This is a genomic window from Rhodococcus sovatensis (genome assembly GCF_037327425.1).
In the GTDB taxonomy this organism is placed as follows: Bacteria; Actinomycetota; Actinomycetes; order Mycobacteriales; family Mycobacteriaceae; genus Rhodococcoides; species Rhodococcoides sovatense.
Genome location: NZ_CP147846.1, coordinates 2,864,438 through 2,881,935, shown reverse-complemented (window position 1 = coordinate 2,881,935; position 17,498 = coordinate 2,864,438). Strand labels below are relative to the sequence as shown.

Annotated in this window: 17 protein-coding genes; 9 read left to right on the top strand and 8 right to left on the bottom strand. The window is 63.9% G+C overall.

The features are described from left to right. The first annotated feature begins 138 nt into the window (after positions 1–138). From WDS16_RS13475 to yhjD, 7 genes are all read left to right on the top strand, one after another. Entirely contained in the window at positions 139–1,530 is a 1,392-nt protein-coding gene (locus WDS16_RS13475; protein WP_338893132.1) for a DUF4173 domain-containing protein, read from the top strand. Between the two features lie 62 nt (positions 1,531–1,592). Continuing rightward, on the top strand, positions 1,593–1,883 hold the full coding sequence (locus WDS16_RS13470) for a DUF6412 domain-containing protein (RefSeq protein WP_338893131.1): 291 nt from the start codon (positions 1,593–1,595) through the stop codon (positions 1,881–1,883). Between the two features lie 63 nt (positions 1,884–1,946). Next, entirely contained in the window at positions 1,947–2,255 is a 309-nt protein-coding gene (locus WDS16_RS13465) for a DUF6412 domain-containing protein (RefSeq protein WP_338893130.1), read from the top strand. 82 nt (positions 2,256–2,337) lie between these two features. Next, a complete protein-coding gene (gene yidC / locus WDS16_RS13460) occupies positions 2,338–3,261 on the top strand; it encodes a membrane protein insertase YidC (RefSeq protein WP_338893129.1) in 924 nt (307 codons plus the stop codon). A gap of 46 nt (positions 3,262–3,307) precedes the next feature. Continuing rightward, positions 3,308–4,114, top strand: a complete 807-nt coding sequence (locus tag WDS16_RS13455) for an exodeoxyribonuclease III (RefSeq protein WP_338893128.1) — start codon at positions 3,308–3,310, stop codon at positions 4,112–4,114. 45 nt (positions 4,115–4,159) lie between these two features. Next, positions 4,160–5,200 carry a tryptophan--tRNA ligase gene (gene trpS, locus WDS16_RS13450; RefSeq protein ID WP_338893127.1) on the top strand — a complete coding sequence of 347 codons (1,041 nt, stop codon included), beginning with the start codon at positions 4,160–4,162 and terminating at the stop codon, positions 5,198–5,200. 52 nt (positions 5,201–5,252) lie between these two features. Further along, positions 5,253–6,278, top strand: a complete 1,026-nt coding sequence (gene yhjD, locus WDS16_RS13445; RefSeq protein WP_338893126.1) for an inner membrane protein YhjD — start codon at positions 5,253–5,255, stop codon at positions 6,276–6,278. A gap of 4 nt (positions 6,279–6,282) precedes the next feature. Here yhjD and WDS16_RS13440 read toward each other — a convergent pair whose 3' ends face one another. The 6 genes from WDS16_RS13440 to iolC form a co-directional block, all read right to left on the bottom strand. Beyond that, complete coding sequence (locus WDS16_RS13440; protein ID WP_338893125.1) at positions 6,283–7,581, bottom strand: D-alanyl-D-alanine carboxypeptidase family protein; 1,299 nt, start codon at positions 7,579–7,581, stop codon at positions 6,283–6,285. A 153-nt stretch (positions 7,582–7,734) separates the two neighbouring features. Further along, positions 7,735–8,613, bottom strand: a complete 879-nt coding sequence (locus tag WDS16_RS13435) for a sugar phosphate isomerase/epimerase (RefSeq protein ID WP_338893124.1) — start codon at positions 8,611–8,613, stop codon at positions 7,735–7,737. Positions 8,614–8,635: 22 nt separating this feature from the next. Continuing rightward, positions 8,636–10,624: a 3D-(3,5/4)-trihydroxycyclohexane-1,2-dione acylhydrolase (decyclizing) gene (gene iolD / locus WDS16_RS13430; protein ID WP_338893123.1), complete on the bottom strand. Its 1,989-nt coding sequence runs from the start codon at positions 10,622–10,624 to the stop codon at positions 8,636–8,638. Further along, positions 10,621–11,517 (bottom strand): 5-deoxy-glucuronate isomerase, encoded by an 897-nt coding sequence (iolB, locus tag WDS16_RS13425; RefSeq protein WP_338893122.1) that lies wholly within the window; start codon positions 11,515–11,517, stop codon positions 10,621–10,623. Before iolB ends, iolD begins: the two co-directional genes overlap by 4 nt. A 3-nt stretch (positions 11,518–11,520) precedes the next feature. Further along, positions 11,521–12,420 (bottom strand): Cgl0159 family (beta/alpha)8-fold protein, encoded by a 900-nt coding sequence (locus WDS16_RS13420; RefSeq protein ID WP_338893121.1) that lies wholly within the window; start codon positions 12,418–12,420, stop codon positions 11,521–11,523. Further along, positions 12,413–13,426, bottom strand: a complete 1,014-nt coding sequence (gene iolC, locus WDS16_RS13415) for a 5-dehydro-2-deoxygluconokinase (RefSeq protein WP_338893120.1) — start codon at positions 13,424–13,426, stop codon at positions 12,413–12,415. The genes WDS16_RS13420 and iolC overlap by 8 nt, the downstream gene beginning before the upstream one ends. Before the next feature lie 178 nt (positions 13,427–13,604). On the opposite strand from iolC, the gene WDS16_RS13410 reads away from it, so the two are divergent. Next, positions 13,605–14,411 carry a GntR family transcriptional regulator gene (locus WDS16_RS13410; RefSeq protein WP_338893119.1) on the top strand — a complete coding sequence of 269 codons (807 nt, stop codon included), beginning with the start codon at positions 13,605–13,607 and terminating at the stop codon, positions 14,409–14,411. A gap of 9 nt (positions 14,412–14,420) precedes the next feature. Here the strand turns inward: WDS16_RS13410 and WDS16_RS13405 are convergent, their stop codons facing one another. Beyond that, complete coding sequence (locus tag WDS16_RS13405; protein ID WP_338893118.1) at positions 14,421–15,428, bottom strand: LacI family DNA-binding transcriptional regulator; 1,008 nt, start codon at positions 15,426–15,428, stop codon at positions 14,421–14,423. 125 nt (positions 15,429–15,553) lie between these two features. Between WDS16_RS13405 and WDS16_RS13400 the strand changes: the two genes are divergently transcribed. Beyond that, positions 15,554–16,717, top strand: a complete 1,164-nt coding sequence (locus tag WDS16_RS13400; RefSeq protein WP_338893117.1) for a Gfo/Idh/MocA family oxidoreductase — start codon at positions 15,554–15,556, stop codon at positions 16,715–16,717. 91 nt (positions 16,718–16,808) lie between these two features. On the opposite strand, the gene WDS16_RS13395 is transcribed toward WDS16_RS13400, so the two are convergent. Next, positions 16,809–17,489: a TIGR00266 family protein gene (locus tag WDS16_RS13395; protein ID WP_338893116.1), complete on the bottom strand. Its 681-nt coding sequence runs from the start codon at positions 17,487–17,489 to the stop codon at positions 16,809–16,811. Positions 17,490–17,498 lie beyond the last annotated feature (9 nt).

Here is a 17,498-nt window from a genome sequence, read left to right as displayed (position 1 = left end):
GGTCCATCGATGAGCGCCACTGAACACTCTGTCACCGACAGTCCCGCACCGCCCGAAGGTCCCACACCGACAGAGAGCCGGAAAGCGCCTGTGCGGCAGCATCGCTGTTCACCCTGGCCGGTCAGAGTCTGGCCCGTCGTGCGTCATGCAGCGGCGCCCCGGCACGTATTGGTCGGAGCGCTGTTGGCGGGGGTTGTCGGCTCGGTCGTGCTGTCCGGCACAGGCATCGGCTATCCGATCACTGCGGTGGCGATCCTGGTGGCGGTAGCGTGCGCTCGACCGGAACGAACGACGACGTGGCACGCTGCCGGGGCACTGACAGTCCTGGCCCTCAGCTCGGTTGCCGTGTTCCGATCGGCCGGGTGGTTGGTAACGATGTCGATGTGGTTGGCGGTGTTCGTCGCCGGCGCGGTGCTGTCGGGGTCGTGGACCTTCAGGGGCACAGCGCTCGGGGCAATGACTCCGGTGTTGGTCATGACCAGGACGGTGCGCTGGACCTCCCGCGGGATGCGACGCCTGGACACAGGGCGAATACATTTCGGTCGAGTCGCAGCCGTGGCGGTCGTCACCATCGTGGTGGTCGGAGTCTTCGCTGCACTGTTCGCCGGCGCAGACCCCGCATTCGAAAGGCTCGTCGACGACGTCGCGCCGGAATGGGATCCAGGTGTGGCTGCGGCACGAGTCATGGTCTTCCTTCTGGTGGCCGGTGGAGTGCTCGCCGCGTCGTACCTGGTGGTCAATCGTCCGCGGTTCGACCGGTTGGCTCGGCCGTCGTCGAGGACGATCCGGCTGTGGGAGTGGATCGTTCCGCTCGCAGCCCTCGTTGCTGTGTTCGCTGGATTCGTCGGCGTGCAGATCGGGTCGTTGTTCGGCGGCCAGAGCCACGTGTTGGTCACCGACGGGCTCACCAACGCCGAGTATGCGCGCCAGGGGTTCTGGCAACTGCTCGCGGTGACGGCCTTGACGTTGCTCGTCATTGCGATCGTCATCAGGAAGGCACCGAGAACCTCGGTGGTCGATCGCGCGGCCCTACGGATCTTGCTGGGCCTGCTGTGCACCTTGTCGCTCGTCGTGGTCGCGTCTGCGCTTCATCGGATGTCCCTGTACGAACAGCAGTACGGATACACGACCCTGCGGTTGTTCGTGACCGCCGTCGAACTGTGGCTCGGTTCGGTGTTCCTGCTCGTGATGGCGACAGGACTGAAAATGTCGGGGCGATGGCTTCCGCGAGCCGTCGGCGCGGGTGCGGTGCTGACAGTTCTGGGTCTGGCGGTCCTCAACCCCGACGCATACATCGCGCGGCACAATGTGGAGCGATTCGAGACCACCGGCAAGATCGACACTCGGTATCTGTCACGATTGTCGAGCGACGCGGCACCCGAACTCGATCGGCTTCCCGAGCCGTACCGTAGCTGCGCACTCGGTGCAGGCGAGCCGTCGGGCAGTTGGCGGGACTGGAACGTTCCCGACGCGCGGGCATCCGAGCTGCTCGACCAGCGTCCGACCGTTACCTGTGCATCGATGCCCTGAGCGGGTGCCTGCACTTCGGATATGGTGAACCGGGAACGTCATCCAGCGTGAGGAGGAATGCCATGAGATATATCCATCTCGTCGCGGCATACCTCCTTGTTCTGACACTGCTCGCCACGCTCCCTGATTCTGCCGCCACTGCAGCCCTGTTCGGCTTCGTTGTCACCGCGCTGGTCGTGACGGTCGTGGCCGTGGGAAGCCGCAAAGACCTGCTGCGTGCGGTATTCGGCGTCGCATACGGTCCCGACGGCGCGCAGCGGCGGCTACGCGGCGCGTTCCGCAGGCAGGAACGTCCAGACGAGGCAGGCCGTCCCATGCCTCGCGCTCCCGGTGCGCCGGTGGGGGCGCTCTGATCAGGTAACCCGAGTTCGCCCCCGGACCGTTCGTTTTCGTCAGTCCGCACCCCGGGAGTTCTCGTGTACCACCCACGTTCGTTCGTAGGAAGCAGTCGCGCCCTGACCGCGTTCGCGGCCCTGTTCGTCGCAACGCTGTTGCTCTTGGTCGTCGTCGACGACCAGCCGACTGTCCAATTGGCTCTGATGGGGCTCGCAGTCTCTGCCCTCGTCGTGCTCGGCGTCCTCGGTTCGTCGGCGATCATCGCCGCGAGCACGCCGAGTACGCACCCACCCGCCGAGGAACGACGCCTCCGCGGGGGATTTCGTCGCCAACACCGTCCCGACGCACCGGGGCGGCCTATGCCGAGAGCACCTGGATCGGTCACCTGACCGGTCCAGCGACCCGTACTCCGGGCGCCGTCGCCGGTCGAGCAGATCCATTTTGGCCGACTACTTCGATGAGGTGCTTTCCATGCTCGATTTCGTCTATTACCCCGTGTCCGGAATTCTGTGGATCTGGCACACGATATTCGGCTCCGTCCTCGGACCGGACAACGGAATCACTTGGGCGCTGGCCGTCGTGTTTCTGGTGTTCACGCTCCGGTTGGCGCTCTACAGACCCTTTGTCCGACAAATTCGTACACAACTCACGATGAAGAAGCTGCAACCCGAGATCAAGGCGTTGCAGAAGAAGTATCAGGGTGACCGGGCCAAGCAGGCCAGCGAGATGCAGAAGCTACAGAAGGAACACGGGTTCAATCCGTTGCTCGGATGCCTTCCACTGCTTGCACAAGCGCCGGTGTTCATCGGTTTGTTGCACGTGTTGAGATCGTTCAACCGTACGGCCACCGGGTTCGGCCAGCTCGGTATGTCCGCGCAGGACAACGCGAACACCCCGAATTACTTCTTCGGTGTGGACGACGTGCAGTCGTTCCTCGACGCTCGTCTGTTCGGCGCGCCCATTTCGGCTGCCATCAGCAGTTCACGGGACACGTTGGATTCGTTTGCTCCGTTCGGCGGAGTACCGACGATAGTGACCATCGCACTTGTTGCGATTCCCTTGATGGTGATGGCAAGTGTCGCGACGCATTTCAATGCACGCGCGTCCATTGCACGTCAGGACGACGTCGCACGAAGCAATCCGCAGACAGCGATGATGAACAGGCTGCTGCTGTGGGTCTTTCCCGTCGGTGTTCTCGTCGGCGGACCGGTCCTGCCGATCGCGGTGCTGCTGTATTGGGTGAGCAACAACATATGGACATACGCTCAACAGCACCTGGTGTACCGACGTATCGATGAAGAAGACGCGCGCGCAGCCGAGGAGGCACGCGCGTCGAAACCTGAAGTGCGGGTGACCGCTCCCAAACCGGGAGCCAAACCGAAGCGCCGCCGGTGAACCCACCTGCGGCGTGCTGTCGGTGCCGTCGACTACCGTGCTGTGCGTGCCTATCACCGTGTCCACAGTCAACGTCAACGGAGTTCGCGCGGCCGCCAGGAAAGGAATGCTGCCGTGGTTGGAGACAACCGACGCAGATGTCGTCTGCCTGCAGGAGACGCGTGCAAACGACGGAGAGCTGACCAAGGCTCTCGCGCCGGCACTCGACTCGGGCTGGCATCTGGCGTCGGCGGAACCTTCGGCCAAGGGGCGAAACGGTGTTGCCATTCTCTCCCGCACGGCGCCCGACGCCGTGCGGGTGGGGATCGGCGCCGCAGAATTCGAGGAGTCTGGCCGCTACATCGAGGCGGACTTCGGTGACGTCACCGCGGCCAGCCTCTACCTGCCGTCGGGTGAGGTAGGCACCGAGCGCCAGGACGAGAAAGAGCGATTCATGGCAGCGTTCGCCACGTACCTCGCCACAATCGCGAAGGCCGCGAAGGCAGCCGATCGAGACGTCGTCGTCAGTGGTGACTGGAACATCGCCCACACCGAGAACGACCTCAAGACACGGAAGACCAACCGCAAGAACTCGGGGTTCCTTCCCGAGGAACGCGCGTGGGTGTCGGCTCTTCTGACAGAGAAGAGCCCATGGACGGATGTAGTTCGTCAACTGCATCCCGATGTCGAAGGTCCGTACAGCTGGTGGTCGTACCGCGGCAAGGCCTTCGACAACGACGCGGGGTGGAGGATCGACTACCAGCTCGCGACGCAATCGCTCGCCGATCGCGCGAAGGACGCCGTCACCGAGCGCGCCGAGGCTTACGACCAACGCTGGTCCGATCACGCGCCGGTGACGGTTCGCTACCGCTAGAGCCTGGAAGAAAAGACCTTGCCGCGTCGTGAAAAGATCATGAGCATGTCTTCTCCTTCACCTACCGACGCACAACAGGGACCGCGCCAGCGCGTCCTGTCCGGCATCCAGCCGACGGCGGACTCGTTCCACCTCGGTAACTACCTGGGTGCCGTGCGTCAGTGGGTGGCATTGCAGGACGACTACGACGCGTTCTACTTCATTCCGGACCTACACGCCATCACGGTGCCGCAGGACCCCAAAGCGTTGCGGCATCGCACCAGAATCGCGGCAGCCCAGCTCCTGGCCGTCGGCATCGACCCGAAGCGCTCGACGCTGTTCGTACAAAGTCAGGTCCCGGAGCACGCTCAGCTCGCGTGGGTTCTCAACTGCATCACCGGTTTCGGCGAAGCCGGACGAATGACCCAGTTCAAGGACAAATCTGCCAAGCAGGGGCGCGATCAGACGTCGGTCGGTCTGTTCACCTATCCGGTTCTGCAGGCCGCCGACATCCTGCTCTATCGGCCCAACCTGGTGCCGGTCGGTGAGGATCAACGCCAGCACCTCGAGCTGACCCGCGATCTTGCGCAGCGATTCAACACCAGGTTCAAGAAGACGTTCGTCGTTCCAGACGCGCACATCATCAAGGGCACCGCCAAGATCTACGACCTACAGGAACCGGCGTCGAAGATGAGCAAGTCCGGCTCAAACCCGGCCGGCATCGTGAACTTGCTCGACGACCCCAAGGTGACGGCGAAAAAACTCCGGTCGGCCGTGACCGACAACGAACGTGACATCGTGTTCGACCCGGCCAACAAGCCGGGCGTCAGCAACCTTCTTGTCATCCAATCTGCACTGTCGGACCGGTCCATCGAGGACCTCGTCGCGGGATACCAAGGCAAGGGCTACGGGGACCTCAAGTCCGACACGGCAGATGTCTTGACGGAGTTCGTGACCCCACTCAAAGCCAGCGTCGACGGGTACATGTCCGATATTCCCGAACTCGACCGCGTTCTCGCCGACGGTGCGGATCGGGCACGGGAGGTGGCGTCACGAACGTTGGCGCAGGTGTACGACCGGGTGGGGTTCTTGGCCCCGCTTCCCTGAGAACAGCTCATACTGATACCCGGGGACCGACAGCAAGGGCCTATCTCGAGGAGTGATTGAAGTTCCTGACTTCGGCGCAATACTGCAGGACCGTCGGCAGAAGTGGCCGTGGTTCGATCACACGGTCCGTGCCGCATCGCGATACCAGGCACAGAAGGGTGACTACTACGCCGCGGGCATGACCTATTTCAGCGTCCTTGCGTTGTTCCCGCTGTTGATGGTTGCTTTCGCGGCCGCTGGGTTCGTGCTGGTAGGTCAGCCTGAATGGCTCGATCAGATCAGAGACCAGATTGCACAGAACGTTCCGGGGAGTCTCGGCGAGACGATCAATTCGCTGATAGACACCGCGGTGGAGTCGAGGACAAGCGTCGGCGTCCTCGGTTTGCTCGGCGCTTTGTATGCAGGTCTCGGATGGATCGCGAATCTTCGCGAGGCGCTCACCGCGATGTGGGAGTCCGTCCACGAGCCTGGCAGCTTCGTAGCGACGAAGCTCAAGGATTTGGCCGCGCTCTTCGGTCTCGGTCTGGCGATGGCGCTGTCCCTCGGACTCTCCGCGTTGAACGGCGGATCCGTCATGCAGTCTCTTCTCCGGCTTCTCAACCTGGACGAAGCGCCCGGTGTCGGTGTGCTGTTGCGTATCGTCTCGGTGTTGCTGGCGCTCGTCGCGACGTGGGCTGTGTTCACCTGGGTCATCTCTCGACTTCCCCGTGAGCCGGTCCCGTTCCGAAGTGCAGTCAAAGGTGGGTTGATAGCAGCTGTCGGCTTCGAGATCTTCAAGCAGATCGCGGCGATCTACCTGAGCTCGGTGACCAACGGCCCGGCCGGTGTCGTGTTCGGTCCGATCATCGGTTTGCTGGTGTTCGTCTTCACGACGTCACGGTTCGTGTTGTTCGCCACCGCTTTCGCCGCGACGACCCGCGAGAGCATGGCATTGGCGTTCGTGCCGCCACCGGAGCCGGCAGTCATCACCACACGCCTCGAAGTCAATGACGGCCCGAGTATCGGCGGAGGAATCGCGCTCGTCGGGGCGGGTGCACTGGCTGCTATCGGGTTGGGCTTCCTGGGACGCAGACGCTGATCGATCAGCGCTTGCGGCTCAGCTGACGCGCCCACAGCAGCAAGCCGAGCACCACGAGCGCGCCGAAGATTCCGATTCCCACGCGGATTGCGGTGTCACCGCCGGATTCGAGTGCGGATTCGCGCTCGCTGGACCCGGACGTCGCACTAGGGGGAGAGGCGAGGGTGGGTGCTGCGGTACGTGTGCTCGTCACCTCGCCCACGGACTCGGGCTGCACCAGAGTGCCCACGCTCGTGCCGGGTGGGAGCTCGAAACCGTAGTCGAGAAGCCGAGCCGCCTGCTCCCACGGTCGGATAGGTAGGACGTCGCCCAGCATGATCGTGACGGCAAGGCGTCGACCATCCTTGGCGGCTCCGCCGACGAACGTCTGCCTGGCGTCGTCGGTGTAGCCGGTCTTACCGCCGAGTGCACCGTCGTAGTTGTAGAGAAGCTGGTTGTCGTTCGACAGAGTGAAGCCAGGACGATCCACATCGTCGGGAATCGTGGGGTCCTTCGGGAATCCGGGGAACTGCACGGTCTCGGTCGAGATGAGCTCCGCAAATGTCGGATTCTGCATGGCTGTGCGGAAGAGCAACGCGAGATCGTAGGCAGAACTGGACATTCCGGGACCGTCCAGTCCGGACGGTGTCGCGGTCCGAGTGTCCAGAGCTCCGAGTGCCTTCGCTTCGGCGTTCATCGTCGCCACTGTCGCGGCGTCGCCGCCGAGCTGAGCTGCCAACGCATGGGCGGCGTCGTTTCCGGACGCCATCACCAGGCCCTGCATCAGCTGAAAGTTGGTGTACACGCCGCCCTTCCCGATCCCGACCGCGCTGCCTTCGGCGTTCGCATCTTCGGCGGTAGCGACGACGGTCGTGTTCAGGTCCAGTTCCTCGAGTGCGACGAGCGCCAGCAGAATCTTGATCGTGCTCGCCGGACGGTACCGACCGTGCGGGTCCTTGGCGGCAATTACGTCTCCGGAGTCGAGGTCCGAGAGAACCCAACCGGTGGCCGAGATGTCTGCCGGTAGCGGCGGTGCACCGTCAGGGGTAACCGTCCCGCATTGACCGAGGCTCTCGCCGCCGACAGCGTCCGCGGGGACCGGCAGCGGAGGGGGCACCGTGTCACCGGGCGCAGGGACCTCGGACAGATCGATCGCAGGAGGCGGCGACGTCGCGAATGGACAGTCGTTGGTGTTCGGCGTCGCAAAGGGTGTCGTCGTGGTTTCGGTGGGTGGATCGATCGGTTGCGCGAACGCGGGACCGGCCGTCGTGAGTAGGACGGCGGTCGTGGCGAGGGCCGCGGTCACCCGGGAAATCGTTCTCATCGCGAATCACCCTAGGTGCTGATCCGCTCGCCGACTGTCCGACCCACCGGTCGTTCCTGCACACTATCGACCCTGAGCGGCGGATTTCGGACACAAACCGGTCATATCGAGCATTCGAGGTCCGGCGCACAGACCTGAAGCGGCGCATCGCTACTAGCGAGTGGAATACTTCGCGATGTAGTCGTTCATCGTCTGCAGTTGGTACCGCGAGACCTCGTGCGCGTTCTCGTTCTCGGCGAACACGCTCGACACCATGACGGTGTCTTTCCTGTCGTAGAATCCGAGTTCACCCAGGCCGCCGAAGAACTCGTCCCAGTTCACGTCGCCGTCGCCGATCTTGAGGTGCTGGTGAACGCGGGCAGCGTTGCCGGGAGGATTGGTGATGTAGCGAAGTCCGTTCGAACGATGATGATCCATCGTGTCGGCGACATGCACGAGCCGGACGAGATCGCCCGCGGTGCGCATGATTCCGGGGAGATCGGCGCCCATGTGGAACTGGTGGCACGCGACGATCACCATGCCGACGTTCTTCGAATTGATTCCGCGGATCACACGGATGGCCGCCTGTCCGTCCTCGACGAAATCGTCCGGGTGGGGGTCGATGCGAACATCGATTCCCTCGCGCTCGATGATCGGTACGAGCTCCTCCATCGAACGGTAGAACGCGCGCTCGGACTCCTCGGCCTTCTCGGGGCGGCCGTTGAACTCGGTGTTCATGACGTTCACACCGAGATCGACCGTGATCTGGATGGCGCGCTTCCAGTACCGCACCGCGGCTTCACGCGCGTCCTCGTCGGGACCGGACCACCGCAGTACCGGAAGCACCGAGGCGATTCCGACACCAGCGTCGGTGCATGCCTTCTTGAACTTGGTGACGAGATCGTCGTCGGCCTTGGGATGATTGAAGAACGGAATCATGTCGACGTGCGGTGTGAGCTGGAGGTACTCGTAGCCGAGTTCGGCAACCGCGCGAGGGAGTTCCAACAACGAGAAGTCATGGTGCAGCGGCGTCGGATCGAGTGCGATCTTCATGGAATCGGTGAGTCCTCTGGTGCTAGTCGCTGGACGGGCGGAGGAATGGGCGCTGGATCTTCTTCCACTTCTCATACGTGGCGTACGCATCTCGAGTGGATTCGAGTGTCGAGGTAGCGCTGACCGGCACATCCCACCAGGACTCGGAATCCGGTGCAGCGACGAGAGGATCGGTCTCGACGTGAATGACCGTTGTGCTCTCGCTTGCTTTGGCGGCCTTGACTGCGTCGGTGAACTCGGAACCGTTGTTCACGCGCACGACGTCGACTCCGAGGCTCGCCGCGTTCGCAGCCAGATCGACGGGCAGAAGGTCGCCATCGAGACGGCCCTTCCGCAGCCCCGTCGCTTCGCTCGCCCCGCCGTCCCCTCGGTAGCGGTAGGCGGTACCGAAGCGTTGGGAGCCAAGGGATTCCGACAGCGATCCGATGGAGGCGAAACCGTGGTTCTGCACCAGGATCATGATGATCTTGACGCCCTCCTGCACGGCGGTGACCAACTCGGTCGCCATCATGAGGTAGGAGCCGTCGCCGACCATGACGAACACGTCACGATCAGGTTCGGCCATCTTGGCGCCGATGCCGCCGGCCACCTCGTAGCCCATGCACGAGAACCCGTATTCGACGTGATAGCCCTTGGGATCGCGTATACGCCAGAGCTTGTGCAGGTCTCCTGGCATCGAACCTGCAGCACAGACCACGACATCGCGAGGCTCGGAGAGCGTGTTGGCAAGCCCGATGACCTGGCTCTGATTCAACAATGCGGTGGGGTCCTCGATCGCGTAGACCGAGGACACTATCTGCTCCCACTCGGAGGCGAGGTCCGCTGTGCGACTGCGGTAGTCAGGATCGACCTCGTAGTCGGCCAGTTCGAGAGCCAGAGCGTCGAGAGCTTCCCTGGCGTCGGCGACCACCGAGATGCCGCCCTGCTTGACCGAGTCGATCGACGCGACGTTGATGTTCACGAAGCGGACGTTCGGGTTGTTGAATGCTGTGCGTGACGCCGACGTGAAATCGCTGTAGCGCGTTCCGATTCCGATGACAAGATCGGCCTCGGTCGCGAGAGCGTTGGCTGCGGTGGTGCCGGTGGAACCGATGGCGCCGACCGATTGCGGGTGGTCGTACCGAAGTGATCCCTTCCCGGCCTGGCTCTGCCCGACCGGAATGCCCGTCTTCTCGCACAGCGACGCGAGCGCCTCGGTGGCGCCGGAGTAGATGACGCCACCGCCTGCGACGATCATCGGTTTCGTGGCGCTTCGGATGACCTCGGCGGCCCGCGTGATCACCGACTTCTCCGGGAGCGGGCGAGCGACGTGCCAGGTGCGCGGCGCGAACAGTGACTCCGGCCAATCGAAGGCCTCGGCCTGAACGTCCTGCGGGATGGCGATGGTTGCAGCTCCGGTCTCGACCGGATCGGTCAACACACGCAGTGCGCCCAGTAGAGCGCTCGGCAGCTGTTCCGGACGCCACACTCGGTCGAAATAACGTGAGAGAGGCTTGAACGCATCGTTGACGGTGACGTCACCGCTCGACGGGAGTTCGAGCTCTTGCAGCACGGGAGCGCTTGCGCGGGTCGCGAATGTATCTGCGGGAAGCAGCAATACGGGCAGACGGTTGATGGTGGCGAGCGCCGCGCCGGTCAACATGTTCGTTGCGCCCGGCCCGACACTTGCCGTGACGGCCCATGCCTGCAGTCGGTCCTTCTGCCGAGCGTAGGCGACGGCGCTGTGCACCATGGCTTGCTCGTTACGTCCGAGGACGTAGGGGAGTTCGGGTTCGGTACCAGCTTCGGCGGCGTCGATCTCGGCCTGCAGCAACGCCTGACCGAGGCCTGCGACGTTGCCGTGTCCGAAGATGCCGAACGCGCCTGCGAAGAACTTGGTGCGCGTGCCGTCGCGCTCGACGTACTGATTGGCCAGGAACTTCACGACCGCCTGAGCGACGGTCAGGTGCACTGTGGGTTCGGTGTTCTCGGTCTTGTTCGCCGAGATCGGCGCGGTGGACACCACGGTCATGCTCCTTCGGGATCGGAGTCGAGGGTTGGGCCGTTCAAGGGAAGACGGGGATCGACTGCCTGGTCCGACCAGGTGCCGCGGATCCATGTGTGCTCGGGATCGTCGACGATGTTCCAGGCGCGTTCGGGGCCCGGTCCGGCCATGACGTTGAGGTAGTACATGTGATAGCCGGGAGCTGCGACGGACGGGCCGTGGTAACCGTGCGGAACGAGGACGACGTCACCGGTGCGGACCTCTTCGAGTACCTCGATCGGGCGCTGCGGGGTGCCGTAGACGCGGTGGTAGCCGAAGCCGTTGCTACCGTCCGGACCTTCGGCAATCTCGAAGTAGTAGATCTCCTCGAGCGCCGATTCGTTCTCGGTGTTCTCGTCGTGCTTGTGACCGGGATAGGACGACCAGTTCCCACCCGGGGTGATGACCTCGCACGCGATGAGCGAGTCGGCCTCGAACGTGTCAGCGGTGCCGAAGTTGTGTACCTGGCGGCTGCAGTTTCCGGCGCCTCGGAGTTCGACCGAGATGTCGGCTGCAGGCACGTAGCGAAACGGGAGCTTCGCCTCGGCGCGTGCGCCGCACAAGGCGAACCGCCCACCTGCGCGGCTTCCGAGGGTGTACGCGGATTCTGCTCCGACATAGACGAAATCGGACGGTCCGTCGAAGACCGAGGCGCGTCCGAGGAGGGTGAACTCGGTGCCGTCGCTGGTGACCGTCGCCGAACCTGACAGTGGGACGACCATGATCTCGTCGCGTCCCGTGTTCAGATCCACGGATTCTCCAGGGGCGAGCGTGATCGTCAACAGGCTGGATTCGCTCCACCCTGCGCTCTCGGGTGTGACGACGATGTCGAAACCGCCACTGCCACCCGAACCTGCCGCAATGTAATACTCGGAGTTCATCTCTCACCTCACCATGTCGACGGCGGTACCGACGGCTGCTTCGACGTTGCCGTCCGGCGGGTAGAGCAGAGTCCGCCCGACGATCAGGCCGCGGACCGCCGGGATTTCGAGGGCCTGGGCCCAGCTTGCGTACGTTTCCTCGGGCGCGGTCTGCGGATCTCCGCCGAGTAGAAGCGTCGGAAGTGTCGTGGCGTCCATGACGCGTTCCATCTCGGCGACGACGGGCAGCTTCATCCAGGTGTAGGCCGAGGTGGACCCGAGACCCTGGGCGATGTGGATGGACTTGATGACGGCGTCGGCACTGAGGTCGTTCGTCACCTTGCCGTCGATTCGGCTGGAGAGAAACGGCTCGACCATGGCGATGAGCTGGTGGGCGGCGAGTTCGTCGATTGCCTGAGCGCAGGCCGTCATGGTCGCCAGCGTGCCGGGATCGTCGAGAGCGATGCGCGTGAGCATCTTCGCGCCGTTCATCCGTGCTTTGGCCGTGGAAGCGGCAGTGGCGCCGGTCATTCTGTCGTCGAACTCGAACGACGCGCCGGCCAACCCACCGCGGTTCATCGAGGAGAAGACGACTTTGTCCTCGAGCGCGCCGAGCAGCACCAGGTCGTCCAAGATCTCGGACGAGGCGAGAACACCGTCGACACCGGGGTTGGCGAGTGCCGTGCGCAGACGATCGAGGAGTTCGGTCCGGCTGTTCATGGCGGTTGCGTTGCCGCCGACCGACAATGCGCCGCGCGCCGGGTGATCGGCTGCGACGATCATGAGCCTGCCGTTACCCCGAATGGTGTCGCGGGTGACTCTCGTGGCCCACGCTCGGTCGATGGCCTGCGGATCGCTGGCGCGCAGTGCGGTCACGTCGGAGTACGTGGCTGCGGCCGCAGAAGTCATGGTGATCTCAGACATTGACGGCCTCGTTGTTGGAATCTTCGGGGGTGGATGCTTCTGCGAGAGTGGCGACCTCGGTCGCGGTGGGCATTGCAGTCGAGCATTCGAGACGAGACGCGACGATAGCGCCCGCAGCATTCCCGTAGCGAAGAATCTTCTCCAGCGGCCAGCCTTCGAGGAGGCCGTGGCAGAGCGATCCACCGAAACTGTCACCTGCGCCGAGACCGTTGACGACGTCGACGAGATTCGGCGGGACGGTGACCGTCTGGGTCCGTGTCTTGCCCATCACTCCTCTGGGGCCCATCTTGACGATCGCGAGTTCGACACCCAGATCCAGGAGCGCGTCCGCGGCCTTGTGCGGTTCGGTCTCGCCGACGGCGATCTCGCACTCTTCCTTGTTGCCGACGGCGACGGTGACGTGCTGGAGGGCTCTGCGGACCTGCTCGGTGGCGGCGGCCGTCGTCTCCCAGAACATCGGGCGGTAGTCGAGATCGAGAACGGTCAGCGGTGCGCGCCCCCGCGCTTCCCACGCGGCGAAGTGTGCACTGCGGCTGGGCTCCTCGGACAGTCCGGTGACGGTCGACCAGTACAGGCGTGCACTATGCACTGCGTCCACGTCGATGTTCTCGGGCCGAATCTGCAGATCAGGTGCGGATGGCTTCCGGTAGAAGTACAGCGGGAAGTCGTCCGGCGGGAAGATCTCGCAGAAAGTGACGGGCGTGGCGAACTGGGCGTCGGTCACGACGAAGCGATTGTCGACGCCGAGGCGGGCCAATTCGGCGGAGACGTAGCGTCCGAACGGGTCGTTTCCGACTCCAGAGATCAGTGCGGACCTGCAGCCCAGCCGAGCTGCGGCCACCGATACGTTCGCTGCGCTCCCACCGAGGAACTTGCCGAAGGACTCGACGTGCTCCAGGCCCACACCGGTCTGCAGTGGGTAGATGTCGACGCCGCTGCGTCCGATGGCAAGGACGTCGAAGGCCTTTGTGTTCGCGTCGGCTGTGGTGGTCAAGATCGACTCCATTGGGTGTTGGGAACGGGGGAGGAGTTGTTCGCACGGGTCGTGGGCCTGTCGGCATCTACTGTGCGCCAGTTCACACATTGATGTCAATAGTTTGTCCTGACATTCTTACTTCAAGTCAAGGTGATGTTAGTGTTCGCCTACACTTCCGATCAAGCTGGGCGTAGACGGACGGCCCCGGATGAGAAACGGAGCAAGCACTGTGACTGCATCGAATGTGTCCACAGGTGAACCGCGGACGCCCAGTGCGGTAGCGACTCCGCTGTCTGTCGAGCTCGACCGAGGCAGCCCTGTTCCGTTGTACTTCCAGCTCGCCCAGGCGATCGAAGCCGCGATACTCAGTGGACACCTCGCGCCGGGCGACCGCTTCGAGAACGAACTCGCGCTCGCGAAGAGACTGAACCTGTCGAGGCCGACCACCCGTCGGGCCATCCAGGAGCTCGTGGACAAGGGCCTGCTCGTGCGCAAACGGGGCGTCGGTACCCAGGTCGTGCAGAGCCCGGTCCACCGTCCGGTCGAACTCACCAGCTTGTTCGACGACCTGGCGCGTGCCGGTCAGAGTCCGTCGACCAAGTTGCTCGACTACCACGTCGGGATCGCGACGGACGAGGTCGCGCGCGAGTTGAACATCCTCGACGACACCGAAGTGGTGACCATCCGCAGGCTTCGCAGTACCAACGGTGAGCCTCTCGCTGTGATGACGAACCACTTGCCATCGGCAATTGCTCCCGATCCGGAGGAGCTCGAGTCTCAGGGCCTGTACCAATCGCTGCGAACGAGGGGCGTTCATATTCGCTTGGCGCGCCAGCGAATCGGCGCAAAGGCGGCCGACCGCGAGGAAGCTCTGTTGTTGGACGAGAAGTACAAGGCTCCGCTGCTCACGATGCACCGGACGGCTTTCGACGATTCGGGCAGTGTTGTGGAGTTCGGTGCCCACGCCTACCGGGCGTCGCGATACTACTTCGACACCACCGTCGTCGATCGCTGATTCGACCGTCTAGCTGTTGCGGGTGGGGGATGTAGTCGACGCTCGGACATGCAGCGCAGGCGGCACCAGTTCGAGAGACCCGGGGGCGGTCGGGTCTGCGATCCGCTGGATCAGCGCGCTCGCTGCACGCCGTCCGACCTCGATCGTCGCGTTGTCCACGCTGGTCAGCTGCACGTGACGTAGTCGGGCGAGGTAGGTGTTGTCGTAGCCGATGATCGAGATGTCGAGTGGAACCGCGAGCCCGCGCTCCTGGCATGCCGTCATCGCTCCGATCGCCACCATATCGTTGACGGCATACACAGCAGAGGGCCTGGAGGGTCCGTCGAGAAGGGTGTCCGCGGCGCGGTGCCCGTCGTCCTCGGTCATTCCGCTCGGTACCACCCGAATGAACCTCGCGAACCCATGGCGGGTCATTGCGTCGCGGTAGCTGTCCGCGCGGATGTCGGCGACGGCTCCGACTCCTGCCAGGTGCGCGATTCGGCGATGGCCGAGGTCGGCGAGGTGGTCGACGGCGAGCCTCGTCCCGAGTTCGTCGTCGTTGGCGACGACATCCACGCCAGCACACTCCAGATCTCTACTTGCTACCACGACGGTGGGCATCGTCGCGGCGGCCTGGATGAGGGCGGGTGTGGGCGCTCGAGTGCCGACGAGGGCGAGTCCGTCCAGTCGTAAGTCCATGAAGCTCTCGAGGTACGACGCGTCGGAACTGCGGTCGAGTCTGCCGTCGGCTAGAAACATTTTCAGATCATGCTGCTGCAGAATCGAATTCATTCCTTCTAGGCAATCCACGAACCATGGATTGCGGAGGTCGTTCAGGAGTACGCCGACGATATGCGTGCGCTTCTGCGTCAGGCTGCGCGCACTCAGGTTGGGGCGATAGCCCAGCTCGCGGATGGCGTTCTCGACGGCGGTCCGCTTCTCCTCGCTCACCGAACTGGAGCCGCGAAGCACAAGGGAGACAAGAGACTTCGATACCCCGGCGTGTGCGGCGACAGTTCGAATGGTCGGCTGGGCCATGGAGTGTCCTCTCGGGTGCGGTGTTCGGTGCCGGTGTTGACACGCCAGCGGTGCATGTCGCACACTCTACTAGGCATTGGACCGGTCCAATTTGACCGGTTCGCGACTGCGCGGAGTAGATCGAGGTGAGTTCGACGAAGAACATACGTGTGGGTGTGGCCGGTTTCGGCTGGATGGGTCGGGTGCATACGCAGGCATACGCTCGACTGCGGCACCACTATCCCGATCTCGCGCTCGCCCCGACCTTGGCGTCGGTGGCAGACGAGGTTCCCGGCCGCGCCGAACAGGCCGCAGCGCAGTTCGGCTTCGAGAACGCCACGACCGACTGGCGGGATATCGAGTCCGATTCGTCGATCGGCGCCGTGTCGATCACGGCCCCGAATTTCCTGCACCGCAGCATCGGAACAGCCATGATCGAGGCCGGAAAGCACATCTGGATCGAGAAGCCGGTCGGACTTTCGGCCGAAGATGCACGCGCCGTTGCACTGGCCGCGGACAAGGCGGGAGTCCAGACTGCCGTCGGCTTCAATTACCGCAACGCCCCGGCCGTCGAACAAGCGAAGGTGATCATCGAGTCCGGCGACATCGGCGCCGTCACGCATGCACGGTTCCGGTTCTTCAGCGACTACGCCGCGCATCCCGACGGCGCACTCAGCTGGCGCTTCGAACGAGCCCGTGGTGGCAACGGAGTACTCGGCGATCTGGCGTCACACGGCGCCGACCTGCTGTGGTATTTGCTGGGCGACATCGACTCGCTCGTCGCCGATACCGCAGTCTTCGTTCCCGAGCGTGCGAAGCCCACCGGCGCCACCAGCGGGCACGCCCTCGCAACCGGTGGCGAGCTCGGGCCGGTGGAAAACGAGGATTTCGTCAGTAGTCAGATTCGTCTCGCGTCCGGCGCACGCGCGACGTTGGAGGCCAGTCGTGTGGCAGTCGGTGAGCAGAACGCGTACGGCTTCGAGATTCACGGCACCAAGGGCGCGGTCTTCTGGGACTTCCGTCGCCTCGGCGAGCTGGTGCTCAGCGTCGGTGATCGCTATCAGGACCAGCCCGTCTCCACCGTCTTCGTCGGACCACAGCAGGGTGAGTACGGGGCATTCCAGCCTGGTTCCGCATCGGCGATGGGCTACGACGACCTCAAGGTCATCGAGGCGAAGCGGTTCCTTCAGTCCATCACCGACGGCAAGCCCGTCGGGGCAACGGTGTGGGACGCCGTCCGTAGTGCCGAGGTGCTCGACGCGATGACCGAGTCGGTGTCCTCGGGTCGCTGGGTCACGCCGGGGGCGTAGCGATTTCGGCATTCGGGCGTCCCGCCCAGTGGCGCGGTTAAGTGCATTGGGGTGCACTCTTTCGTGCCACTGGGCGGAACGCCCGCAGCAGTCACTTCGCCGCCGACTTCTCCACGATCAGCCGCTCGAGCTCCCTCGGGTTCCGGGTCTGGGTCAGAACTCTGCCTGGGCCGGTGAAGTCGAAGACCCAGCCTTCGCCGGACTTGAGCGTCTGCATCGTCTTGCCCCGCACCGCTCGACGAAGTTCGAACGCCATGGCCAAGTGATAGGCGATCACATGCCCCGAGTCGATCGTGATCGATTCTCCCGGTGCGAGATCGACGGTATCGATGGCGCCGTAGACCCCGATCAAGACGTGCCCGTCGCCGCTTGCCTTGAAGCCGAATCCGCCTTGTCCACCGAAGACGTTCTTCATTCCACCCCACTGGGAGTCGACCGATACTCCCCGCGAGTTGGCCAGCCACGACCCCTGACTGAGGTAGAAGTCCTGGCCGGGCGTGATGGGCAATGCGATGGTGTCGCCGGGGAGTCTGCCTGCGACGTCCACCCAGCCGCCCTGGGGAGGTGCCGTATAGGTGGTGACGAAGTAGGAACCCTCGCTGAGCGCGGCTCGCTTGAGGCCGCCGAGGAAGCCCCCTGGAGTGCTCGCCTCGACGTGTATCTGCGCCGAGCACGCGAGCATCGACCCGCCCTCGACGTTGATGGCCTCACCTGGCGCGAGCACGCAACGGGCCACGGTCGACGACGGTGCATGACGTAATTTAATATCCATGCGACAGCA